Annotated in this window: 18 protein-coding genes; 4 read left to right on the top strand and 14 right to left on the bottom strand. The window is 65.2% G+C overall.

The window, feature by feature from the left end:
• Nucleotides 1-7: 7 nt before the first annotated feature.
• The 6 genes from O3298_RS08245 to glpD form a co-directional block, all read right to left on the bottom strand.
• Nucleotides 8-310, bottom strand: a complete 303-nt coding sequence (locus O3298_RS08245; RefSeq protein WP_369811512.1) for a DUF2160 domain-containing protein — start codon at nt 308-310, stop codon at nt 8-10.
• Nucleotide 311: 1 nt separating this feature from the next.
• Nucleotides 312-1,118: a carbohydrate ABC transporter permease gene (locus O3298_RS08240; protein ID WP_369811511.1), complete on the bottom strand. Its 807-nt coding sequence runs from the start codon at nt 1,116-1,118 to the stop codon at nt 312-314.
• On the bottom strand, nt 1,115-1,999 hold the full coding sequence (locus O3298_RS08235; RefSeq protein ID WP_034754965.1) for a carbohydrate ABC transporter permease: 885 nt from the start codon (nt 1,997-1,999) through the stop codon (nt 1,115-1,117). The genes O3298_RS08240 and O3298_RS08235 overlap by 4 nt, the downstream gene beginning before the upstream one ends.
• A complete protein-coding gene (locus O3298_RS08230; RefSeq protein ID WP_289910655.1) occupies nt 1,999-3,099 on the bottom strand; it encodes an ABC transporter ATP-binding protein in 1,101 nt (366 codons plus the stop codon). Before O3298_RS08230 ends, O3298_RS08235 begins: the two co-directional genes overlap by 1 nt.
• Nucleotide 3,100: 1 nt before the next feature.
• Nucleotides 3,101-4,195: an ABC transporter ATP-binding protein gene (locus O3298_RS08225; RefSeq protein ID WP_305059003.1), complete on the bottom strand. Its 1,095-nt coding sequence runs from the start codon at nt 4,193-4,195 to the stop codon at nt 3,101-3,103.
• A gap of 106 nt (nt 4,196-4,301) precedes the next feature.
• The gene (gene glpD, locus O3298_RS08220) at nt 4,302-5,825 is read right to left on the bottom strand and encodes a glycerol-3-phosphate dehydrogenase (protein WP_289910658.1); all 1,524 of its coding nucleotides are present in this window, start codon (nt 5,823-5,825) and stop codon (nt 4,302-4,304) included.
• A 225-nt stretch (nt 5,826-6,050) separates the two neighbouring features.
• On the opposite strand from glpD, the gene O3298_RS08215 reads away from it, so the two are divergent.
• The 3 genes from O3298_RS08215 (at nt 6,051) to O3298_RS08205 (ending at nt 8,670) form a co-directional block, all read left to right on the top strand.
• A complete protein-coding gene (locus tag O3298_RS08215) occupies nt 6,051-6,809 on the top strand; it encodes a DeoR/GlpR family DNA-binding transcription regulator (protein ID WP_180278743.1) in 759 nt (252 codons plus the stop codon).
• Between the two features lie 355 nt (nt 6,810-7,164).
• Nucleotides 7,165-7,668, top strand: a complete 504-nt coding sequence (locus O3298_RS08210) for a MarR family winged helix-turn-helix transcriptional regulator (protein ID WP_077406479.1) — start codon at nt 7,165-7,167, stop codon at nt 7,666-7,668.
• Nucleotides 7,669-7,752: 84 nt separating this feature from the next.
• Nucleotides 7,753-8,670 carry a pyridoxal-phosphate dependent enzyme gene (locus tag O3298_RS08205; RefSeq protein WP_289910660.1) on the top strand — a complete coding sequence of 306 codons (918 nt, stop codon included), beginning with the start codon at nt 7,753-7,755 and terminating at the stop codon, nt 8,668-8,670.
• 7 nt (nt 8,671-8,677) lie between these two features.
• Here O3298_RS08205 and O3298_RS08200 read toward each other — a convergent pair whose 3' ends face one another.
• The 7 genes from O3298_RS08200 to O3298_RS08170 form a co-directional block, all read right to left on the bottom strand.
• Nucleotides 8,678-10,681 carry a diguanylate cyclase domain-containing protein gene (locus O3298_RS08200; protein ID WP_305059002.1) on the bottom strand — a complete coding sequence of 668 codons (2,004 nt, stop codon included), beginning with the start codon at nt 10,679-10,681 and terminating at the stop codon, nt 8,678-8,680.
• The gene (cysC, locus tag O3298_RS08195) at nt 10,678-11,208 is read right to left on the bottom strand and encodes an adenylyl-sulfate kinase (RefSeq protein WP_289910662.1); all 531 of its coding nucleotides are present in this window, start codon (nt 11,206-11,208) and stop codon (nt 10,678-10,680) included. Before cysC ends, O3298_RS08200 begins: the two co-directional genes overlap by 4 nt.
• A gap of 62 nt (nt 11,209-11,270) precedes the next feature.
• Nucleotides 11,271-13,940, bottom strand: coding sequence for a nitrate reductase (locus tag O3298_RS08190; protein ID WP_289910663.1), 2,670 nt, complete (start codon nt 13,938-13,940; stop codon nt 11,271-11,273).
• Between the two features lie 22 nt (nt 13,941-13,962).
• Nucleotides 13,963-15,201 (bottom strand): NAD(P)/FAD-dependent oxidoreductase, encoded by a 1,239-nt coding sequence (locus O3298_RS08185; protein WP_305059001.1) that lies wholly within the window; start codon nt 15,199-15,201, stop codon nt 13,963-13,965.
• The gene (nirD, locus tag O3298_RS08180) at nt 15,198-15,551 is read right to left on the bottom strand and encodes a nitrite reductase small subunit NirD (RefSeq protein ID WP_099667321.1); all 354 of its coding nucleotides are present in this window, start codon (nt 15,549-15,551) and stop codon (nt 15,198-15,200) included. Before nirD ends, O3298_RS08185 begins: the two co-directional genes overlap by 4 nt.
• Before the next feature lie 12 nt (nt 15,552-15,563).
• Nucleotides 15,564-18,128 carry a nitrite reductase large subunit NirB gene (gene nirB, locus O3298_RS08175; RefSeq protein WP_305059000.1) on the bottom strand — a complete coding sequence of 855 codons (2,565 nt, stop codon included), beginning with the start codon at nt 18,126-18,128 and terminating at the stop codon, nt 15,564-15,566.
• 10 nt (nt 18,129-18,138) lie between these two features.
• Nucleotides 18,139-19,449 (bottom strand): MFS transporter, encoded by a 1,311-nt coding sequence (locus O3298_RS08170; RefSeq protein ID WP_251348120.1) that lies wholly within the window; start codon nt 19,447-19,449, stop codon nt 18,139-18,141.
• Nucleotides 19,450-19,773: 324 nt separating this feature from the next.
• On the opposite strand from O3298_RS08170, the gene O3298_RS08165 reads away from it, so the two are divergent.
• Nucleotides 19,774-21,486: a CehA/McbA family metallohydrolase gene (locus O3298_RS08165; RefSeq protein ID WP_305058999.1), complete on the top strand. Its 1,713-nt coding sequence runs from the start codon at nt 19,774-19,776 to the stop codon at nt 21,484-21,486.
• On the opposite strand, the gene O3298_RS08160 is transcribed toward O3298_RS08165, so the two are convergent.
• Nucleotides 21,470-22,402, bottom strand: coding sequence for a LysR family transcriptional regulator (locus O3298_RS08160; protein WP_305058998.1), 933 nt, complete (start codon nt 22,400-22,402; stop codon nt 21,470-21,472). The genes O3298_RS08165 and O3298_RS08160 overlap by 17 nt on opposite strands.
• Nucleotides 22,403-22,516: the final 114 nt, after the last annotated feature.

Below are 22,516 nucleotides of genomic sequence, written 5' to 3'. Positions count from 1 at the left end.
CTACGACTTATCCCCAACGCATTACCACCAACAACACTACAAAACTGATGCCAGCCCCGATGGCCTGCTGCATTTCCGTGAACCCCGCCCACGCCAGGTTCACGTAGGCGGCCGTCAACAGCCCGATGAACAAACGGTCGCCGCGCGTGGTCGGCATGGGCAGGAAACCCTTGCGTTCGATGCTGGGCGAACGGATTTGCCACACCGTCATGCCGGCCAGCATCAAGCCGATGCAAATGAAGAAGATGGCCACTTCCGGCGTCCAGGCCATCCAGCCGAACAGGCTGGCTGTGCTATCGGTATTTTCCATGTCACACCCTCCCCATCGCGAAACCCTTGGCTATGTAATGCCGCACGAACCAGATCACCAGCGCGCCGGGCACGATGGTCAGCACGCCGGCCGCCGCCAGCACGCCCCAGTCCATGCCGGCCGCCGACACGGTGCGCGTCATGGTGGCGGCAATCGGCTTGGCATTGACGGACGTCAAGGTGCGCGCCAATAACAGTTCCACCCAGCTGAACATGAAACAGAAGAACGCCGTCACGCCCACGCCAGACTTGATCATCGGCAAGAAGATGCGGATGAAGAAGCGGGGAAAGCTGTAGCCGTCGATATACGCCGTCTCGTCGATTTCCTTCGGCACGCCGGACATGAAGCCTTCCAAAATCCACACTGCCAGCGGCACGTTGAAGACCATGTGCGCCAGCGCCACGGCCAGATGCGTATCCATCAGGCCCACCGTCGAATACAGCTGGAAGAACGGGACGAGGAAGACGGCGGGCGGCGTCATGCGGTTGGTCAAGAGCCAGAAGAACAAATGCTTGTCGCCGACAAAGTTGTAGCGCGAGAAAGCATACGCGGCCGGCAAGGCCACCGTGACGGACATCACCATGTTCAAGGCCACATAAATCATGGAATTGATGTAGCCGCTGTACCAGGACCGGTCCGTAAAAATCGTGTGGTAGTTGGCGAACGTCAATTGCTGGGGCCACAGGCTCAGTACGCCGACGATTTCCTCGTTGGTCTTGAGCGACATATTGAGCATCCAGTAGATGGGCAGCAAGGAGCCCAGCAGGAAGACGGTCAGGATGGCGCTGCTCATTTTCTTGTGCATCATTTCTGGTCTCCCGTGCCGACGCGCTGCATCCACGTGTACAGCACAAAGCAGAACAGCAGGATGATGAGGAAATAGATCAGGGAAAACGCGGACGCCGGCCCCAGGTCGAACTGGCCCACGGCCTTTTGCGTCAGATACTGCGACAAAAAGGTGGTCGCATTGCCGGGACCGCCGCCCGTCAGCACGAACGGTTCCGTGTAGATCATGAAACTGTCCATGAAGCGCAGCAAGACGGCGATCATCAGCACATTGCGCAGTTTCGGCAGCTGGATGTAGCGGAACACGGCCAGGCGCGAAGCGCCGTCGATGCGCGCCGCCTGGTAATACGCGTCGGGAATGGCGCGCAAGCCCGCATAGCACAGCAGCACCACCAGCGGCGTCCAGTGCCAGATATCCATCACCATCACCGTCAGCCACGCGTCGAGCGAGTTGCCGTTGTAATTGTAATCAAAACCCAATTGATTCAAGGTATAGCCCATCAGGCCGATGTCGCCGCGGCCAAAGATTTGCCAGATGGTGCCCACCACGTTCCAGGGGATCAGCAAGGGCAGCGCGATGAGCACCAGCGCCAGCGACGCCTTCCAGCCATCGGCCGGCATGCACAGGGCAATCAAGATGCCCAGCGGAATCTGGATCGCCAGCACGGAGCCGGAAAACAGCAGCTGGCGCAGCAAGGCGCTGTGCAAGTCGCCATCCAGCATGACCATGCGGAACCACTCGGTGCCCACGAAGACCTTTTGCGTGGGGCTCAGAATATCCTGCACGGAATAGTTCACCACCGTCATCAGGGGCAGGATGGCGGAAAAGGCCACGCACAGCAGCACGGGCAAGATCAATAGCCAGGCGCGGCGGTTGTTATCGGTTTTACCGTTATGTATCATCAGGCCACCCGCTTATCGTTGACATAGAACAAAGTGCGTTGCGGCGGGAAGCGCAGCCGCACGGCATTCCCGGCCACCGCGTCGATGGTGCGCAGCTTGGCCGCCACCGTCGCGCCGCCCAGCTGGAATTCCGCCAGGTAATGCGTACCCATGTTGCGCACGGCCGTGACCGTGGCGTCCAGGCAATGGTCGCCCCCCTCTTCTCCCGGATACGCCTTGACGCACTCGACGAATTCGGGCCGCACGCCCACCGTGATTTTCCCTTGCGCACCCGACAGCGCTGCACGTGCGGCGGCGGACACGGCCAGCGCCTGCCCCGCCACGCGCACGCCACCATCGTCCAAGGTGCAATCGAGCAAATTCATGCCCGGATTGCCGATGAAATAGCCGACGAACGTGTGTTCCGGTTCCTCGAACAGCGCTTGCGCGCTGCCCGTCTGCACTACCTCGCCCTGCGTCATGACGACCACCTGGTCGGCAAAGGTCAAGGCTTCCACCTGGTCGTGCGTGACGTAGATCAAGGATAACTTCAGTTCGTGGTGGATTTCCTTGAGTTTTCGGCGCAGCAGCCATTTCAGGTGCGGATCGATCACCGTCAGCGGTTCGTCGAACAGCACGGCCGCCACGTCCGGGCGCACGAGACCGCGGCCCAGCGAAATCTTTTGCTTGGCGTCCACGGACAAGCCGCTGGCGCGCAATTTCAAGTCGCCCGTCAATTCCAGCATCTGCGCCACCTGCTGCACGCGCTTTTTGACTTCCGTCTCTTTCCAGCCGCGATTGCGCAACGGAAACGCCAGGTTGTCGTGCACGGTCATGGTGTCGTAGATGACGGGAAACTGGAACACTTGCGCGATATTCCGCGCCTCGGTCGGCAGCTGCGTCACATCCTTGCCGTCGAACAGCACCTTGCCATGCGACGGTTTCACGAGGCCGGAAATGATATTGAGCAAGGTCGTCTTGCCGCAGCCGGACGGCCCCAGCAAGGCATACGCGCCGCCGTCATGCCATTCCATGCTCATGGGCCGCAGCGCATAGTCGCTTGGCGCCGTCGGGTTCGGTTTATAGGCGTGCGCCAGGTCCACCAGTTCGATGCGCGCCATGTCAAGCTCCTCCTTGTTCTGGAGCAAACAGCAACCCGCCGTCTTGCGCGAAGATCAGCAAGGCGTGCGGCTGGCAATACACGGTGCAGGCGCTGCCGATCTCCAGGTTGTGCACGCCGCCCAGCTGCGCCACCAGGGCCAGCTCGCCGCGGCGCGCATGCACATAGGTTTCCGAGCCGCTGATTTCCGCCAGATCCACCTGCGCCGCGATGGGCACGTCGCCATCGAACTGGGGAGACAGATGCAGGCTGTGCGCGCGCACGCCGAGGATCACCTCCGTGCGGTCGCCCAGGCGGGCGCGCTGCGCGCCGCTCAGGTGGATGGCCAGGCCGTCGGCCGCCTGCGCCACGCCGTGCGCATCCACGCGCGCGGGGATCAGGTTGATGGGCGGGTCGCTGAAGGTGCGCGCCACATCGATGGAATTGGGGGCGTTGAAGACGTCCAGGGTCGGCCCCTGCTGCAGCAGGCGGCCCTCGTGCAGCACGGCCACGTGGCCGCCCAGCTGCAGCGCTTCCAGCGGTTCCGTGGTGGCGTACACGACCGTCGTGCTGCCGCCGGAAAACAGTTCCGTCAATTCGCGGCGCAATTCCTCGCGCAATTTATAGTCGAGGTTGACGAGCGGCTCGTCGAGCAGCAGCAAGGATGCATCCTTGATCAGCGCGCGCCCCAGCGCCGTGCGCTGCTGCTGGCCGCCGGACAATTCTCCGGGCGTGCGCTGCAGATACGGCGTGATGTGCAGGCGCTCGGCCAGCGCGAGCACTTTCGTGCGGATCTGTTCCTCGGGTTCCTTGCGCAAGCGCAAAGGCGAAGCGATATTGTCGTAGACGGTGAAGGCCGGATAGTTGATGAATTGCTGGTACACCATGGCCAGGTTGCGTTTGCTGACGGGCACGCCCGTCACGTCGATGCCATCGGCCGTCACCGTGCCCCCGCTGGGCTTGTCCAGGCCCGCCATCACGCGCATCAGGGTCGTCTTGCCGGCACGCGTGGTGCCCAGCAAGACGTTGATGGCGCCCGGCACGAGGGCCAGCGACATCGGATATAAAAAGTCGTCAGCCCCCTGCTTCCTGCTGATCTTGTCCAGTACCAGTTGCACGCGCTTCTCCTCCAGTGATGGTTTCTTGTTCTTCGCCGCACCCTCTGCGGGGCGCGGTCGCCAACGTGTGCTGCTTACGGCTGCTGCTTACGGCAAAAGGTGCTGCTTATGACAAAGGATGCTGCAACAGCCAGGCGTCGAGCGTGTCCGCTGTGTCGCGCGGCAGGTGCAGGCCCAGCTTGGAGCGCCGCCACAGGATGTCGGCCGCGCTGACGGCCCATTCATGGCGCCGCACATAATCGACTTCCGCCGCGTACAGGCCGGCGGCAATTTCCTCGCCCATGGCCGCCACGTCCCTGCGCCCGGCGAGCAGCGCGTGGATGCGCGTGCCGTAGGCGCGTGCATAGCGCGCCACCAGCGCCGCCGGCAGCCACGCGTACTCGCGCTGCAAGCCTTGCACGAACTGGCCGAACTCGCGCACGGACCGGTTCTGCGGCGTGCTGCCGAACACGTCGCCGCCGGGCAGGCAGGCGCTGGCTGTCCAGGCCGGCAGCGTATTGCCCAGCAAGGGTGCCAGCATGTCCATGGCTTCCTCGGCCAGCTTGCGGAAGGTGGTGATCTTGCCGCCGAAAACGCTGAGCAGCGGCGCACCTTCCTGGTCCAGCTCGAAGCGGTAATCGCGCGTGACGGCCTTGGCGTCGGCCGCCGCATCTTCCACCAGCGGGCGCACGCCCGCATACGTCCAGACCACGTCGGCCGGCGAGATTGGCTTGCTGAAATAGTAACTGGAAAGCTCGCACAAGTAACGAATTTCCTCGTCATCGATTTCCACCTTGCCGGTGTCGCCGTGATAGTCTAGGTCGGTAGTGCCGATCAGGGTGAAATCGTGCTCATACGGAATGGCAAACACGATGCGCCCGTCCGGATGCTGGAAGATGTAGGCATGATCATGCTCGAACAGGCGCTTGACGACGATATGGCTCCCCTTGATCAGGCGCAAATGCCGGCCCTGTCCACCGGGCGCGGCCTGCTGCAGGAACTCGGCCGTCCACGGCCCGGCAGCATTGACGATGCTGCGCGCGCGCACCGTGCTCTGCCGCCCGCTGGCGTGCTGCAAGGTGGCCAGCCAGGCAGCGTCCCCGCCCGCACCGTCGCGTGACAGGGCCGTGCAGCGCGTCTGCGTCAGCACCTGCGCGCCCTTGTCCGCCGCGTCGATGGCATTCAGGACCACCAGGCGCGCATCGTCGACCCAGCCGTCGGAATACACGAAGCCCCGCTTGAACTCGGGTTTCAACGGTGTGCCAGCCGCGTGACGGGTCAAGTCGATGCCGCTGGAGGCAGGCAGGATTTCCCGCTTCGCCAGCATGTCGTAGAGAAACAGGCCGGCGCGTATCAGCCAGGCCGGGCGCTGGCCCTTGGCGTGCGGCATGACGAAGCGCAGCGGCCACATGATGTGCGGCGCCGAGCGCAGCAGTACTTCGCGCTCGATCAGCGCCTTGCGCACGAGGCCGAATTCATAGTATTCGAGGTAGCGCAGGCCGCCGTGTATCAGCTTGGTGGACGCGGACGAGGTGTGCGCGGCCAGGTCGTCCTTTTCGCACAGCAGCACGGACAGGCCCCGTCCGGCCGCGTCGCGCGCGATGCCGGCGCCATTGATGCCGCCGCCGACCACCAGCACGTCGTATGCCATCGCTGTCTCCATACCTTGCTGTGCTGCGGCCATCGGGACTCCGTGTCTGTCGGGGAAAGGGCGGCGAGGAAAGACTAGGCATCGCCGGCGACTGTCGTTAAGATCACCATCTAGTAATACGCATGCAATATGAATAAGATACGCCAGAATGCGAACTCATAGCAACATATTTTCATCACTATTTGTTCGTTTCTGTTCGTTTTTGATTTTTAAAGAGACAAGCCCATGATTTTGAATCCCCGCCAGCGCCGCCTGCTCGAAGTGGTGCGCCAGAAGGTCACCATGTCCGTCGAGGAGCTGGCCCAGCAATTGGGCGTGACGCCGCAAACCGTGCGCCGCGACGTCAAGCAGATGGAAGAAGCGCGCCTGCTGGCCCGCTACCACGGCGGGGTCGGCTTGCCCTCGTCCGTGGAAAACATCGATTACAGCCAGCGGCAAGTGTTCAACAGCGAGGCCAAGCGGCGCATCGCCGCCGCCGTCGCCGCGCAAGTGCCGCACGGCTGCTCGCTGCTGATCAATATCGGCACGACGACCGAGGAAGTGGCGCGCGCGCTGGGCCGGCACACGGGCTTGCACGTGGTGACGAACAACCTGAACGTGGCCGCCATCCTGGCCGACAACGCCGCCTGCGAAGTCATCGTGGCCGGCGGCGTGGTGCGCGGGCGCGACCGCGGCATCGTGGGCGAAGCCACCATCGACTTCATCCGCCAGTTCAAGGTCGACATCGGCATCATCGGCATTTCCAGCATTGACGAGGATGGCAGCCTGCGCGACTTCGACGCGCGCGAAGTGAAGGTGGCGCAAGCCATCATCGAGCAGTCGCGCGAAGTATGGCTGGTGGCCGACCAGCACAAATTCGGCCGCAAGGCGCTGGTGCGGCTGGCCGACCTGGCGCAAGTCGATATCTTGTTTACGGATGCGCCGCCGCCGCCCCGCTTTGCCGAAGTACTGCGCGAAGCGGGCGTGAAGGTGGTGCTGGCCTGAGCGGGCCGCATTTCTGCATCAAAACCTCGCACTGTCGCGCGGGCAATACGTCGTATGTGGGCAAGCACACGGAATGATATGAAATATTTATCAATTCGGCAAAAATCCTGTTACCATTGATGCAACATGAGTTATTTTTTTAATCTTCCTCTCTGGCAATACGATTATTCGCTTGATATTGTTTTTTATCTATCCAGAGCAAGAAAAAAGGAAAAACTCTTTGCCGGTAAGTGATTTCCTGTGAAAACAGTGTTAGAAATACCTCAAGCACGATGATTGTTCCCAAACAAACCACTCGACAGCAAGCGTGAAGGCCTTAACCATGCCGGCAACGCCGCCCAGTGAAGGAAAAGAAATGAGCCATAATTTTGAAACGGCCGCCATGCCGCAAGCCGCCCATCCCAACAGCGTCCCCGTCAGCGAGCTGGAAGCCCATCTCGGTTACTGGCTGCGTTTCGTCTCCAACCACGTTTCCCACAGCTTCCAGAAAAAAGCCGAGGCCAATGGCGTGACGGTCTCCGAATGGGTGGTGCTGCGCGAAATGTTCCGCCTGGGCTGCACCTCGCCCACGGTGCTGGCGCAAGTGTCCGGCATGAGCAAGGGCGCCGTATCGAAACTGATCGACCGCCTGGAAAGCAAGGGCATGGTCAGCAAATCGATCCTGCTGGCCGACCGCCGCCAGCATTCGATCGAACTGACCACGGAAGGCGAGGCGCTGGTGCCCGTGCTGGCCGGGATGGCCGACCAGAACGACGAGGAATTCTTCGGCAAGCTGCCGCGCCAGCTGCGCGACGACCTGCTCGAAGCGATGAAGGAAGTGGCGCGCACGCACCAGCTCAAGAACGCCCCGCTGAACTAGCAGCAGTCATGTATCAGCAAGGGTGACGCGGTGGCGCGGGCGCTTCGGCTATGATGCTGGCCTGACCGTTTACCAGGAACCCGCATGGCCCTGCACATCGAAACTCCCTTGCTCAACTCGCGCGCCCTGAGCCTGCACAGCGAACGCGCCATCTGGCTCAAGCTCGAAGCCTTGCAGCCGCCCGGCTCCTTCAAGATCCGCGGCATCGGCCTCGCCTGCGAAGAATACGCGCGGCGCGGCGCCAGCCGTTTCATCTCCTCTTCCGGCGGCAATGCCGGCATCGCCGTCGCCTATGCGGGACGCCAGCTGGGCATCCCCGTCATCGTCGTCGTGCCGGAAACGACCAGCGAACGGGCCAGGGCCCTGATCGCGCAGGAAGGCGCCGAAGTCATCGTGCACGGCGCCGCGTGGCAGGAAGCGAATGCGCTGGCGCAGTCGATGCTCACGCCGCAAGACGCCTTTTTGCATCCGTTCGACGACCCGCTGCTGTGGCAGGGCCACGCCGGCATGATCGATGAAGTGGCTCGCGCGGGCCTGAAGCCGGACGCCGTGGTGCTGTCGGTGGGCGGCGGCGGCCTGCTGGCCGGCGTGGCCGAAGGATTGCAACGCAATGGCTGGGATGACGTGGCCCTGGTGGCCGTGGAAACGCAAGGCGCCGCGTCGCTGGCGGCGGCCGTGGCCGCGCACGAACACGTGGCCCTGCCGGCCGTGAGCAGCATCGCCACGTCGCTGGCCGCGCGCCAGGTCTGCGCGCAAGCGTTTGCCATCAGCCAGACGCGCCCGCTGCACAGCGTGGTGGTGTCGGACCGGGCCGCCGTCGACGCCTGCCAGCGCTTCATCACCGACCAGCGCCTGGTGGTGGAGCCGGCCTGCGGCGCCGCATTGGCGGCCGTCTACGGCAAGGCGCCGGAACTGGCGCCCTACCGCAAGGTGCTCGTCATCGTGTGCGGCGGCGTGACGGCCACCACGCAGCAGCTCGACCACTGGAGCACCACCCTGTAAGTAAAACCTACGGCGCCGCCTCGAGCAGCGCCACGCCGTCGCGGCCCTGCCCCTTGGCGACATACAGGGCCTGGTCGGCCAGGTCCAGCAACTGCGCCGGCGTCAGCGCGCCTTCGCGGAAGATGGCGATGCCGATGCTGGTCGTCACCGGCAGCGGGCCGCCGGCCAGCTCGAAGGGCTGGCGGATGGCGTCGATGATCTTGGCGCCGACCTGGCGCACTTCCGCCGCGCCGTTCACGCCTTCGAGAATGATCACGAATTCATCGCCGGCCAGGCGCGCCACCAGATCGCTGGCGCGCACGCTGCGCACCAGGCGCGCGGCGAATTCCTTCAACACCTCGTCACCCGCCTTGTGTCCCAGGCTGTCGTTGATGGCCTTGAAACGGTCGATATCGAGATAGGCCAGCGCCATCGGCGCGCGCGCGGCCCGCGTGCGCTGCATGCTTAGCGCCAGCTGCTCGTCGAAGCGGCGCCGGTTGGCGATGCCCGTCAGGGTATCGGTGGCGGCGGCAGACTGCAGCGCCGTATGCACCGCCTTGGTCTTGGTGATTTCGTGGATCAGGCCATACACGCCTTCCACGGCGCCGCTCTCGCCCACGTCGGGCACGTAACTGGTCTGGAAGGCGCGCGGGCCGGCCTCCCCTTCGCCGCCGATGGTAAATTCATATTCAACCTCCTCGCCCGCAAAAGCGCGCCGCAGGTAGGCTTCGCGCAATTGATACGCCTCTTCGCCGAGCACGTCGCGGATCGACTGCATCAGGCTTTCCCGCTGCGACCTGCCGAACCATTTTTCAAACGTGGCGTTGATGAACTGGTAGCGGTGCTCGCGGTCGATATACACGATCACCACGGGCACATGGTCCGTCAGCAGTTTCAGGCGCCGCTCGCTGCCGCGCGTCTGCGCCTCGGCGATTTCGCGCTCGGCCACCAGCGAGTAAAAGTCGCGGCTCAAGTCGCCGATCTCGTCGCGCCGCTCGATTTGCAGCACGTCGATGCCCAGGCGATGACGGCGGATCTCATGCACCTGGTGGCGCAAGCGCGCCAAAGGCTGCAACAGGCGCAGCACCACGCGCCAGCCGGCCAGGCCCGCCAGCGCGGCCAGCAGCACTGCGGCCAGCAGGATCTTGCTGCGGATGGCGTGCAGCGGCGCGAACGCGTCGCTCATGGGATAGACGGAAGCCAGTATCCAGTCCGTCGAGGCGATGCGGTGGTAGGCAAACAGGGCATCGACGCCTTGCGAGGTGGTGCCCGTCAGCCAGCCCTCGAAACCCTGCATGGCGCGCCGCGTCGGTACGCTGATGGGGCCATGCGCTTCGATATGCTGCATGATGCGCGACTTGTCGGGATGCTCGACGATCACGCCTGCGCTGGTCATGATGTACAGGTAGCCGCCCGGACCCGGCTTGAGCGAGCCGAGACGGCCCAGGAAATCGGGCTGGCGCAGGTTCACGCTGGCCGCCAGCACATAGCGCACGCCACCCTGCGCGTCGAACACGGGCTGGGTCACCACGACGATGGGCATGCCGGAAATGCTGCCGTTGAGCGGCGCGGAAATCACCGAGCGCCGCGTCGCCAGCGTCTGTTCGAAGTATGGACGGCCCTTGACGCTCAGCCCCGCCTGCGGCTTGAAGGGACTCACGCTGGCCAGGACAACGCCGTCGATGCCGACCACGCCGGCCGAATAAAACTCCTTGCCCAGCACCGTTTGCGCGGCCAGGAAGCGCTGCAGGCTGGCGCCGTCGTGCGCGCCGCCGGCCGCCAGGCTGTCCGCCATCGCGCGCAGCACATTGCGCTTCGCGTCGAGTTCTTCATCGATGAAGACGGCGGCGCTGGACAGCGATACGTACTGCTGGCGCCCCGTCACGTCGCGCATGCCGCGCTCGGCCACGGCCAGGGTGGCCAGCGCCAGCGAGGCGACCGCGCCCAGCACGAGCAGGAAGACGACCACGCTCATGCGCGCCTTCAGGCTGGCGGGCACGTGCCGGCGCAGCCATTTGCGCCAGGTCGTCACGGCCGCTGCTGCAAATGCCGGCACAGACGCCCGACCGACTCTTCCAGCGCCAGGGCGCCCGTGTCGAGGGTCAGCGCGGCCGCCAGCGGCGCTTCGTAGGGGGCGGACACGCCCGTGAATTCGGCGATCTGCCCCGCGCGCGCCTTCGCGTACAGGCCCTTGACGTCGCGCGCCTCGCACACGGCCAGCGGGGTGCTGACGTGGACTTCGATGAAATGCGCCGTGCCGATGATGGCGGCGGCCATGGCCCGGTCGGCGCGGCTGGGCGAAATGAAGGCGGCGATGACGGTCAGGTCCGCGCCGTTCATCAGGCGCGCCACTTCGGCCACGCGGCGGATGTTTTCATGCCGGTCTTCGGGCGTAAAACCCAGGTCGCGGTTCAAGCCATGGCGCAGCTGGTCGCCGTCGAGCACCGCCACGGCGCGGCCCTGCGCCTTCAGCGCCTGCGCCAGCGACAGGGCGATACTGGTCTTGCCGGCGCCGCTCAAGCCCGTCAGCCAGACCGTCGGGTGTTGTACTGCTGTCATCACACTGCCTCTCTGTTATAGAGCTGGCAATATAACAAAGCCGTGCCGGAAAGGACAGATTTTCAGGCCGCGCTGCGCGCCTCAAGCAGCAACTGTCGTATCTCCGGTACGCAGGAGCCGCAATTGCCGCCCGCCTTGACGCAGGCCGTCACCTGCGCCGTCGTCGTCAGCTTCTGTTCCACGATGGCCGCGCATATGGTGTTGCGCCCCACGCCAAAGCACGAACACACGGTGGGACCGGCGTCCATGCCCTTGCCGATGGGCTGGCCCAGCAGCACGCCGGCGCGATCAAGCGCATCCATTTGCGCGTGCGCAAACAGGCCAGCCAGCCAGCTGCGCGACGGCAGGTCGGGCCGCGGCGAGACATACACGCATTGCGCGATGCGCCCCTCGTCCAGGTGCACGGCGCGGTACACGCCCGCGCTGGCATCCGCATAATCGAGCCAGTCGGCATGCTCGTCCGTCACGCCCAGCAGCGCGCGCGCCCAGGCGCCCAGGTCCTCGATGCGCTGGCGGCCGGCCAGTTCGTAGCGCAGGAATTGCTCGCCCTGGATGCGCGTCCAGTGCGCCACGCCGCCCAGGTTCAAGGGCGTGCGGCTCAGGACAAACGCATGCCAGTGCACGCGGAATTGCTCGATGCGCACGGGCGTGTGCTTGAATTCCGGTTCGCCCGAGACGGGATCGACGACGGGATTGACGACGGCGCCCACGCGCGCGTCGGACGCATTCGCGTCGCTCCAGTGGATGGGCACGAAGACCTGGCCGCGCGCGATGCCGCCGCCATGCACGACGCGCGCCACCATCGCGCCCCAGGCGCTGGAGACGCGCGCCAGTTCGCCTTCGCGCACGCTGTACAGCAGCGCATCCTGCGGGTGGAGGTCGATGAAGGCTTCGGCGATATGCCCCGACAGTTTCGCTGCCTTGCCCGTGCGCGTCATCGTATGCCACTGGTCGCGCACCCGGCCCGTGTTCAGGATGAGCGGATAGTCTTCGTCGGGCATGTTACGCGGCGCGCGCGGCACCGTGGGCACGAAACGCGCGCGCCCGTCCGCATGCGCGAAACGGCCGTCGCCGAACAGGCGCGCCTGGCCCTGCGGCCACTGCTGCGGCGCCAGGGCGTCATAGCGCGCCGCATCCAGGCCGGCCAGGTGGCCCAGGTTGAACAGGCGCGCCGTTTCTCCCGCGTTGCGGAAGGCGGACAGGCGCGCGTGTTCGTCGAAAATGGCCTGCGGCGACGCGAAATCGAAGCCGGCATGGCCCATGCGCCGCGCCACGTCACACAGCACGTCCCAGTCGGCGCGCGCTTCGCCGGGCGCCGGCAGAAACGCCCGCTGGCGCGAGATGCGGCGCTCCGAATTGGTCACCGTGCCATCCTTTTCGCCCCAGCCCAGGGCTGGCAGCAGCACGTCGGCATGGACGTTCGTATCCGAGCCTGCGCTGATGTCCGACACCACCACCAGTTCGCACTTGGCCAGCGCGCGGCGCACCTGGTCCGCGTCCGGCATGCTGACCAGCGGATTGGTGGCGATGATCCACACGGCTTTCACTTTACCCGCCTCGATCGCGTGGAACAGTTCCACGGCCTTCAGGCCAGGCTTGCTTGCCATGCGCGGCGAGTCCCAGAAGGTTTGTACGGCCTCGCGGTGCAGCGGCTTGTCCAGCTCCAGGTGCGCGGCCAGCATGTTGGCTAGGCCGCCCACTTCGCGCCCGCCCATGGCGTTCGGCTGGCCCGTGAGGGAAAACGGCCCCATGCCGGGCTGGCCGATGCGTCCCGTCGCCAGATGGCAGTTGATGATGCTGTTGACCTTGTCCGTGCCGCTCGATGACTGGTTCACGCCCTGGGAAAACGCGGTGACGACCTTGCGCGTGGTGGCAAACGCCTGGTAAAACGCCAGCAAGGCGTGCGGGTCGACCTTGCAGATGGCCGCCACCTGCAAGGGGTCGCCGCAATCCACGTGGGCGGCCGCCAGCGCGTCGTCGAGGCCCGCACTGTGCTGCGTGACGAAAGCGTCGTCGATCGCACCTTCCCGCGCCAGATAGCACAGCAAGCCGTTGAACAGCCACACGTCGGTGCCCGGTTTCACGGGCAGGTGCAAGTCGGCCAGCTCGCAGGTGGCCGTGCGGCGCGGGTCGATCACCACCAGTTTCATGTGCGGCCGGGTTTCGCGGATGCGGGCGATGCGCTGGAACAGGATCGGGTGGCACCAGGCCGTGTTCGAGCCCACCAGCACCACCATGTCGGCCAGTTCCAGGTCGTCATAGCAGCCCGGTACGATATCCTCGCCGAACGCGCGCTTGTGGCCCGCCACGGCCGACGACATGCACAGGCGCGAATTGGTGTCGATATTCGCGCTGCCCACATAGCCCTTCATGAATTTATTGGCAACATAATAATCTTCCGTCAGCAGCTGGCCCGAGACATACAGGGCCACCGCGTCGGGGCCGTGCTCGGCGATGATGGCGCGCAGGCCGCCGGCCACCTGGTCCAGCGCGGCGTCCCAGGAGGCGCGCTGCAGCACGCCGTCGACGCGCACCTGCGGCTGCAGCAAACGGTTCTCCAGGTCCAGGGTGTCGCCCAGCGCCGAGCCTTTCACGCACAGGCGGCCCTGGTTGGCCGGGTGGGCCGTATCGCCGGCGATGCGGATGGCGCCGTCGGGCAGGCGTGTCGCTTCCACGCCGCAGCCGACGCCGCAGTACGGGCAAGTGGTTTTCACGGGCGTGCAGCTAGTCATGAAAGTATCCTGTTGGTCGCTGTCAGGCGGCCTGGGCGCACAGCGCCTGGCCAAACAATAAATGGGCGCGCAGCTTGCTGATGTCGCGGCGCTGCTGGATCAAGTCGAAATACCAGGGACCGTCCTGCACGTCGCCATACAGCACGGCGCCGGCCAGGCGGCTGCCCTGCACCACCAGGCGCTTGTAGACGCCGCGGCGCGGATCGCGCAGCACCAGGTCTTCGCTGCCTTCGCCGCCGATGATGTCGCCGGCCGAATACAGGTCGATGCCCGTCACTTTCAATTTGGTGGCGCTGGCCTGCTGCACGTAGCGGCGGTGGCCCGCGCCGGCCAGGTGCGCGCCGCACACGCGCGCCTGTTCCCAGATGGGCGCCACCAGGCCGAAGGTGGCGCGCCGGTGCTGCACGCATTCGCCCACGGCGTACACGCGCGGGTCATAGCTTTGCAGGCAATCGTCGACGACGATGGCCCGCTCGCAGTGCAGGCCGGCCGCTTGCGCCAGGGCGATGTTGGGCCGCACGCCGGCCGTCATCACCACCAGGTCGGCGGGAATGCTGCTGCCGTCCGCAAACTGCACGCCTTCCACGCGGGTGCTGCCCAGAATGGAGGATGTTTGCGCCTGCATCAGGAAACGCAGGCCGCGCGCTTCCAGCGCCGTCTTCAGCAGCATCGAGGCGGGCGCGTCCAGCTGCTGGTTCATCAGGGCGCCGCTCATGTGCACCACCGTGACGTCCATGCCCTGGCGCTGCAAGCCGTTGGCCGCTTCCAGCCCCAGCAAGCCGCCGCCGATGACCACCGCGTGGCGGTGCTGGCGCGCCGCCTGCAGCATGGTGTCGACGTCGCTGATATCGCGAAAGCCGATCACGCCGGGCAGCGCGTGGCCCGGCACGGGCACGATGAAGGGCGTGGAACCGGTGGCCAGCAGCAGGCGGTCATAGGCAACCGTGATGCCGGACAGCGACTGCACGGTGCGCGCCTGGCGGTCGATGCGCACGACGGGGTCGCCCGCGTGCAGGGTGATGCCGTTGTGCGCATACCAGTCGCGCGTATGCAGCATGATGTCGTCCACCGACTTTTCGCCGGCCAGCACGGGCGACAGCAGGATGCGGTTGTAATTGCCGTGCGGCTCGGCGCCAAACACGGTGATGTCGTACAGGTCCGGCGCGAGTTTCAAGAGCTCCTCGACCGTGCGCATGCCGGCCATGCCGTTGCCGACGACGATCAGCGAGGGACGCGCAGTGGCCCTGACTGGCGGATTCACAGGGCCACCCACACCATGTCCGCAAACACGCGCGCCGGCCAGGCGGCGACCGAGTGTTCCGGCGCTTCGATGCACTCGCCGCTGGCCAGGTCGAAATGCTGCTTGTAGATGGGCGAGGCGACGACGACGCGCTCCCCGATACTGCCCACGAGGCCCCGCGACAGCACGGAAGCGCCCGCGTTCGGGTCGATATTGTCGATGGCGTACACGCGCGGCGCGGCATCGCCGACGCGGAACACGGCCACGTGGCGCCCATTGAGCAAGGCGCACACGCCCGTGTCGGGCACGATGTCGGTCAAGGGGCAGATGGCCACCCAGTTGTCGGCGGTGGCGCCGGAAAGTTCATTCATCGCATTCATGGCTCAAGCCTCCACGGCAAGGATGGGGATCACGGTGCCGCGGCGTTCGTCAAGCGTGGCAGGCCGGATCTGGCCCCGCTCTTCGACGAACACCACGTTTTCATCGTTCTTTTCGCTGTTGACGAAATGGCGGAAGCGCTGCCGCACGGCGGGGTCCGTGACGGCTGCCTGCCACTCGCACGCATAGGTGTCGACCACGTGCTGCATGTCCGCCTCCAGTTCGTGGGCGATGCCCAGGCGGTCGGCCACGACGACGGACTTCAGGTAGTCGAGACCCCCTTCCAGGTTGTCGCGCCACACGCTGGTGCGCTGCAGGCGGTCGGCCGTGCGCACGTAAAACATCAGGAAGCGGTCGACGTAGCGCACCAGGGTGGCTTCGTCGAGATCGGACGCCAGCAATTCCGCATGGCGCGGTTTCATGCCGCCATTGCCGCATACGTACAGATTCCAGCCCTTTTCCGTGGCGATCAGGCCGATATCCTTGCCTTGCGCCTCGGCGCATTCGCGCGTGCAGCCGGAAACGCCGAACTTGATCTTGTGCGGCGTGCGCAAGCCCTTGTAGCGGTTTTCCAGCTGGATGGCAAAGCCCACGCTGTCGGCCACGCCGTAGCGGCACCAGGTGGAGCCGACGCACGATTTGACCGTGCGCAAGGATTTGCCGTAGGCGTGGCCCGACTCGAAGCCGGCCGCGATCAGTTCTTCCCAGATGGCTGGCAACTGGTCGACGCGCGCGCCGAACAGGTCGACCCGCTGGCCGCCCGTGATTTTCGTGTAGAGACCGTATTTTTTCGCCACCATGCCCACGGCGATCAAGCCGTCGGCCGTCACTTCGCCGCCCGGCATGCGCGGCACGACGGAATAGGTGCCATCCTTCTGGATATTGCCAAGGAAATAATCGTTACTGTCCTGCAAGCTGGCGTGCACGGGAGAGAGCACGAAATCGTTCCAGCAAGAGGCCAGGATATTCGCCGCCACGGGCTTGCACACGTCGCACCCCAAACCCTGGCCATGCGCGCCCAGGAGCGCGCCGAAGCTGCGGATCTTGCCCACGCGCACCAAGTGGTGCAGCTCCTGGCGCGAGTACGCAAAGTGTTCGCACACGTGGTTGTTGACTGCCAGGCCCTGCTTTTGCATTTCCGCCTTCATGATCTGCGTCACGAGCGGCACGCAGCCGCCGCAAGCCGTCCCCGCTTTCGTGCAGCTTTTCAAAGCGCCGATGGTGGTGGCGCCCCCGGCGACGGCCGCGCACAGCGCGCCTTTCGACACGTCGTTGCACGAGCAGATTTGCGCCGATTCGGGCAAGGCGTCCACGCCCAGGCCAATCTTTTGCTGGCCGTCCGCCTGCGGCAGGATCAGGAATTCGGGCGATGCCGGCAGCTCTATCTTGTTGAGCATCATCTGCAGCAAGGTGCCGTATTCGCTGGCGTCGCCCACCATCACGCCGCCCAGCAGGTACTTGCCGCAATCGGAAACGACGATCTTCTTGTAGATCTGCTTGCGCTCGTCCATGAACTGGTAGGAGCGGCTGCCCGGCGCATTGCCGTGCGGGTCGCCCAGGCTGGCCACGTCCACGCCCATCAATTTGAGCTTGGTGCTCATGTCGGCGCCCTTGAACGACGCTTCGCCCGCTTCTCCTTCCTCCTCCTGCAGCACATGGCGCGCCGCGATGCGCGCCATTTCATAGCCGGGCGCCACCAAGCCGAACACCAGACCGCCCCACAGCGCGCATTCGCCGATGGCATAAATGTCCGGGTCGGAGGTGACGCAGCTGTCGTCGATGGCGATGCCGCCGCGTGGCCCCACGTCCAGGCCGCAGGCGCGCGCCAGTTCGTCGCGGGGGCGGATGCCGGCCGAGAAGACGATCATGTCCGCTTCCAGGTGGCTGCCGTCGGCGAACTGCATGCGGTGCGTGGCCGCCTCGCCGTCGACGATGGCCAGGGTATTTTTTTGCGTGTGCACGGTCACGCCCAGTTCCTCGATCTTGCGGCGCAGGACGCGCGCGCCGCCCTCGTCCACCTGCACGGCCATCAGGCGCGGCGCGAATTCCACCACATGGGTGTCGAGCTTCAGGTCGCGCAGGGCCTTCGCGCATTCGAGGCCCAGCAGGCCGCCGCCGATCACCACGCCGGTGCGGGACTGGGCGCCCCAGGCCAGCATGGCTTCCAGGTCTTCGATGGTGCGGTAGACGAAGCAGCCGTCGCGCTCCTTGCCCGGCAGCGGCGGCACGAACGGCGTCGAGCCGGTGGCAAACACGAGTTTGTCGTAGATCAAGACTTCGCCCGTGCTGGCCGTGACGGTTTTCGCGGCGCGGTCGATGGACACGGCCCGCGCATTGAGCTTCAGGACGACGTTGCCCTTGTCGAAGAAGCCGGGCGCCACCAAGGAGAGGTCGTCGGCCGATTTGCCGCTGAAAAATTCAGACAGGTGCACCCTGTCGTAGGCGGGGCGCGGCTCTTCGCACAGCACGGTGACGTGCAGGTGCGGCGCGTTTTCCAGGGCCAGGCGTTCGAGGAATTTATGCCCGACCATGCCATGGCCAAGGACGACGATGTTCAAGGGGTGGTTCATTGCTGTCTCCTCAGGCCGCGGCCATGTTCGGTTCGGCCGCTTCGCGGGTAAAGCGCACGGCGATGGCGCACAGGGCCGAGATCACCACCAGCGCGCTGAGGATGATCAAGGTCTGGCGGATATCGCCCGTGCCCTTCATCAGGAAACCGGCCGCCACGGCGCCCACATTGCCGCCCGCGCCGATGATGCCGGCCACGCCGCCCAGCGCGCGGCTGTCGATGAAGGGCACCAGCGCATAGGTCGCGCCGCACGCCATGTGGGTGAACAGGCCGAAGACCAGCATGGCGATGACGGCGTACGTGACGCTGTCGACCTTGGCAAACCACAGCAAGCCCACGCCTTCGCCTATCATCAGCATGAACAGCAGGGTCACGCGGCTGTTCAAATTGCCGCGCAGGGCCAATTTATCCGACATCCAGCCGCCCAAAGCCCGGGCAAACAGGGCCAGCAAGCCGAAGCTGCCGGCGGCCAGTCCCGCCGATTTCAAGGACAGGCCGAAATGGTCGACGTAGTACACGGCGGCGATGTTGTGGATGAAGATTTCGATGCCGAAGCAGGCGCCGTAGGTGACGAACAGCAGCCACACGCGATAATTGCTGCTGGCGGCCTTGAAGCTGTCCCAGCCACCGGCCGGAGCATGTCCGGCCTTTCCACCCTCAATAGCCACGCCAGCGGCGCGCAAGTCCGCGTAATTACCTTCCGGGCAATCCTGCGTATAGCGCCAGTAGAGGGCAGCCATCACCAGCATCAGCACGCCCGGCACCAGCAGCGCAATGCGCCAGCCCAGCGATTCGGATACGCCCAGCATCAGCACGGCGCCCAGCAGCAAGGGCATCAGCGCCTGTGCCGCGCCGCCGCCCGCATTGCCCCAGCCGGCGGCAGCCGCATTCGCCGTGCCCACCACGCGGGGCGCAAACATCACGGAGGTGTGATATTGCGTAATGACAAAGCTGGCGCCGACGGCGCCGATGCCCAGGCGGAAGAACAGGAAGCTTTCATAGCTTTGCGACGCGGCCACGCCCAGCACGGGGATGGCGCCCAGCAGCAGCAAACCCGTGTAGGTCTTGCGCGGGCCGTAGCGGTCGCACAAGGGCCCCACGATCAGGCGCACGAGGATGGTGATGGCGACGGCCGCGATATTGATATTTGCCACTTGCGCCAAGGAAAGGCCGAACTCGCCCTTGATGACAGGCATCAGGGGTGCGCAGGCGAACCAGGCGAAGAAACACACGAAAAATGCCATCCACGTCAGGTGGAATGCGCGCATGGGCGGCGTGGCAAGGGAGAAGAGCGCGATGCGCGTTGCTTTTTGGCTGGCCATGATGGTTCCCGAAGTATCCCGTTGATAAAACAAAACGGCGCCCGCCCCCGCCGATCAAAAAAATCAGCCTGGGCGGACGCCGTTGTCCATGTGGTCCGTCGTTGGACCGTTGTGCGTTTATTCAGGGGATCGCCGTTGATCCGTATCTCTTGTGTAGCAAGCGCCGTGCCAGCTTTTTCAGGGGTACGCGGCACCATTTGCACTGGCTTTGCGCCAGATCATGGCCAATCACGGTGCAAGCACGCCACTTGCTGGTGCATGCGGGAACCGGCACGTAGCAACTCTTGTCTAACTTACCATCTGAAGCAGTTGCGGGAGGCCACGATGCTCAAGACACTGCGCCGCTGGCGGCCACCCTGGTCGCCCTGGCCGCCGTGGCTCGCTTGCGTGTGTGCCGGCGTGTTGCTCATAACGTGGAGCAACAGCGCCGCCGCGCAAGAGCCGAAGGAGCACAGCGAACTCGACGGCACTGTCGTCGCGCCCTTCCGCGCCGCGCTCGGTGCACGGACAACGCAGGCGCGCACCTTTCTGGTCCGCCTCGCCTATCCCGACGCGGGGCGCGCGCATGCGGTGCGCTGGACCTTGACACTGTCCGGCCCGGGGCCGCAAGGCGCCGTGCTGCGGCACTGGTCGGGCACGGAACAGGTAGGGGCCGGCGGCCAGAGCGTCGCCTTGCCCTGGGATGGCCGCGCCGACGCCGATGCGCGCGCACGGCGCGTGCCGGTCCCGGACGGTTTATATGAACTGCGCCTGCTGGCCGTGGCCGTGGCCGATGCCGGCACGCCGCAGGAAGCGCAGGTGGAACAGCAATGGCACATCCAGGTGCAGCGGGGGGCCGGCGCGCCGCCCAGGGTACCCGCCTTCCAGGCGGGCTTGCAGCAACTGCCCAGCCTGGATGGCCAGCTAGCGTACCGCATCGTCTACGCCAACCTGCACAGCCAGACGCGCCACAGCGACGGCGGCGCGGCGCTCGATGCCTGTCATGGCGCGCAGGAACCGCAAACGGCGCCCTTCGGCCCCATCGATGCCTACAAGTATGCGCAGCAACATGGACTCGACGCCCTGTTGACATCCGAGCACAACCATATGTATGACGGTTCCGATGGCACCAACGCCGCTGCCATCCCTGCCGAAGCGACAGCCCTGTACCAGACGGGGCTGGCCGAAGCGGCCGCGTATACGGCCGCCCATCCCGGCTTCCTGGCCCTGTACGGCATGGAATGGGGCGTCATCAACAAGGGCGGCCACTTGAACATCTTCAATAGCGACCAGTTGCTGGGCTGGGAAAGGAATGCCCTGGGCGAGCTGCTGGCCGACGTGGAAACGCCGAAAAGCGATTACGCTGGCCTGTACGCGCTGATGCGCGAACGGGGCTGGATCGGGCAGTTCAACCACCCTGCCTATGCGGGCCAGTTTGTCGTCGATGGCCAGCCGCTGGGCTACACGCCGGATGGCGACGCGGCCATGGTGTTGTGCGAAGTCATGAACACGTCCGCTTTTTCCACCAACGACGAGGAAACGGAAACGCGGCGCAGCAATTACGAGGCGGCCTGCAACCGAGCCCTGGCGGCCGGCTATCACGTGGCCTTCAGCAGCAACCAGGACAACCACTGCGCCAACTGGGGAGCGGCTTACGGCAACCGCACGGCCGTGCTGGTGGCCAGCCCGGCCGCTGGCACGCCCGTGTCACGCGACGGCTTCCTCGAAGCGCTGCGCGCGCGCCGCGTGTTTGCCACCATGGACAAGCACGCGCAACTGCTGTTCACGGCCAACGGCAAGCTGATGGGCGAGCGCTTCGACAACCACGGTCCCTTGCACCTGGCCATCAGCTTCAGCAACAGCGCCGGGCGGCAAGCGGCCGCCGTCGCCATTTTCCACGGCGTGCCGGGAAGCAATGGATCCGTCACACAGGTATCGGACCAGGCCGAACTCACCCTCACGCCCGCGCCCGGCCCCCATTTCTATTACGCGCGGCTGACGCAGGACGACGGCAATATCGTCTGGTCGGCGCCCGTGTGGGTCAATCAGTTGCCGTGACGGTGACAGCGGGGGCGGAATGCCGAGCCATCAGTTCGGCGACCCAGTCGATGAAGACGCGCAGTTTCTTGCTGACATGGCGGTTCGGCGGATAGGCGAGATAGAGCGGCATGGCGTCGACCGTCCATGCGGGGAACAGCGGCAGCAGCTCGCCCCTGGCCACGTGCGGCTGCGCCATATACTCGGGCAGCCACAGCACGCCCAGCCCCGCCACCCCAGCCGCCAGGTAGGCGTTGCCGTCGTCGATCGACAGCACGTACTGGCCATGGATCTTCACGCTCTTGCCCTCGCGGTGCATCACGTACGGAAAGCCGTTGCCGCTGCGTCCCCAGCGAAAGCGCACGATGCGGTGCGCGCTGTCCTGCAAGTCCAGCGGATGCAAGGGCGTGCCCACCCGTTGCAGGTAGGCAGGCGCCGCATACACGCCCAGCGGCAAGTCGGCGAGCTTGCGCGCCATCAGCGACTGATCGGTGATGTCACCGCCGCGTATCACGCAATCGACATTGTCGCCGATCACGTCGACCATGCGGTCGCTGGCGCCCATGTCGAGCACAATATCGGGATACCGCGCATGAAACCCGGGCAGCGCCGGCACCAGCAGCAAAGCGGCGAGCGGACTGGGCACGTCCACGCGCAACTGGCCCCGCGGCAAGGCAGCGGCATGCGGCAAGCTCGTTTCGATTTCTTCCAGGGTGTCGAGCACCTGCACGATGCGCTCGTAGTAGACGGCGCCATCGGCCGTCACATTGACCTTGCGCGTGGTGCGGTTCAGCAACTTCAGGCGCAGCCGTGCCTCGAGCTGCTGCACCAGCTGCGTCACCGTCGTGCGGCTCATATGCAAGGTCGCGGCCGCCCGCGTAAAACTGCCCGTCTCGACCACCCGCACGAATGCCCGCATCGTATCCAACTTGTCCATCCACACCTCCGCCACCCGATTGTTTGGATTATACAAACAGTGCAGACGATTCTGGCCGCTTTATCAGCAGGCTGGCAGCAGATAAAGTGTTCTCCAGGCAGCAACTTCGCTGCA

Source organism: Janthinobacterium sp. SUN137 (genome assembly GCF_030587265.1).
Classification (GTDB): domain Bacteria; phylum Pseudomonadota; class Gammaproteobacteria; order Burkholderiales; family Burkholderiaceae_D; genus Janthinobacterium; species Janthinobacterium kumbetense.
The sequence above is the reverse complement of the archived record's forward strand: the minus strand, read 5'-3'. Positions and strand labels throughout refer to the sequence as shown.

What these genes read in the sequence shown, in the direction of transcription:
- O3298_RS08245 (WP_369811512.1), bottom strand. Translation starts at nt 310, where the DNA reads ATGGAAAATACCGATAGCACAGCCAGCCTGTTCGGCTGGATGGCCTGG.
- O3298_RS08240 (WP_369811511.1), bottom strand. Translation starts at nt 1,118, where the DNA reads ATGATGCACAAGAAAATGAGCAGCGCCATCCTGACCGTCTTCCTGCTG.
- O3298_RS08235 (WP_034754965.1), bottom strand. Translation starts at nt 1,999, where the DNA reads ATGATACATAACGGTAAAACCGATAACAACCGCCGCGCCTGGCTATTG.
- O3298_RS08230 (WP_289910655.1), bottom strand. Translation starts at nt 3,099, where the DNA reads ATGGCGCGCATCGAACTGGTGGACCTGGCGCACGCCTATAAACCGAAC.
- glpD (WP_289910658.1), bottom strand. Translation starts at nt 5,825, where the DNA reads ATGGCATACGACGTGCTGGTGGTCGGCGGCGGCATCAATGGCGCCGGC.
- O3298_RS08215 (WP_180278743.1), top strand. Translation starts at nt 6,051, where the DNA reads ATGATTTTGAATCCCCGCCAGCGCCGCCTGCTCGAAGTGGTGCGCCAG.
- O3298_RS08210 (WP_077406479.1), top strand. Translation starts at nt 7,165, where the DNA reads ATGAGCCATAATTTTGAAACGGCCGCCATGCCGCAAGCCGCCCATCCC.
- O3298_RS08205 (WP_289910660.1), top strand. Translation starts at nt 7,753, where the DNA reads ATGGCCCTGCACATCGAAACTCCCTTGCTCAACTCGCGCGCCCTGAGC.
- cysC (WP_289910662.1), bottom strand. Translation starts at nt 11,208, where the DNA reads ATGACAGCAGTACAACACCCGACGGTCTGGCTGACGGGCTTGAGCGGC.
- O3298_RS08190 (WP_289910663.1), bottom strand. Translation starts at nt 13,940, where the DNA reads ATGACTAGCTGCACGCCCGTGAAAACCACTTGCCCGTACTGCGGCGTC.
- nirD (WP_099667321.1), bottom strand. Translation starts at nt 15,551, where the DNA reads ATGAATGAACTTTCCGGCGCCACCGCCGACAACTGGGTGGCCATCTGC.
- nirB (WP_305059000.1), bottom strand. Translation starts at nt 18,128, where the DNA reads ATGAACCACCCCTTGAACATCGTCGTCCTTGGCCATGGCATGGTCGGG.
- O3298_RS08170 (WP_251348120.1), bottom strand. Translation starts at nt 19,449, where the DNA reads ATGGCCAGCCAAAAAGCAACGCGCATCGCGCTCTTCTCCCTTGCCACG.
- O3298_RS08165 (WP_305058999.1), top strand. Translation starts at nt 19,774, where the DNA reads ATGCTCAAGACACTGCGCCGCTGGCGGCCACCCTGGTCGCCCTGGCCG.
- O3298_RS08160 (WP_305058998.1), bottom strand. Translation starts at nt 22,402, where the DNA reads ATGGACAAGTTGGATACGATGCGGGCATTCGTGCGGGTGGTCGAGACG.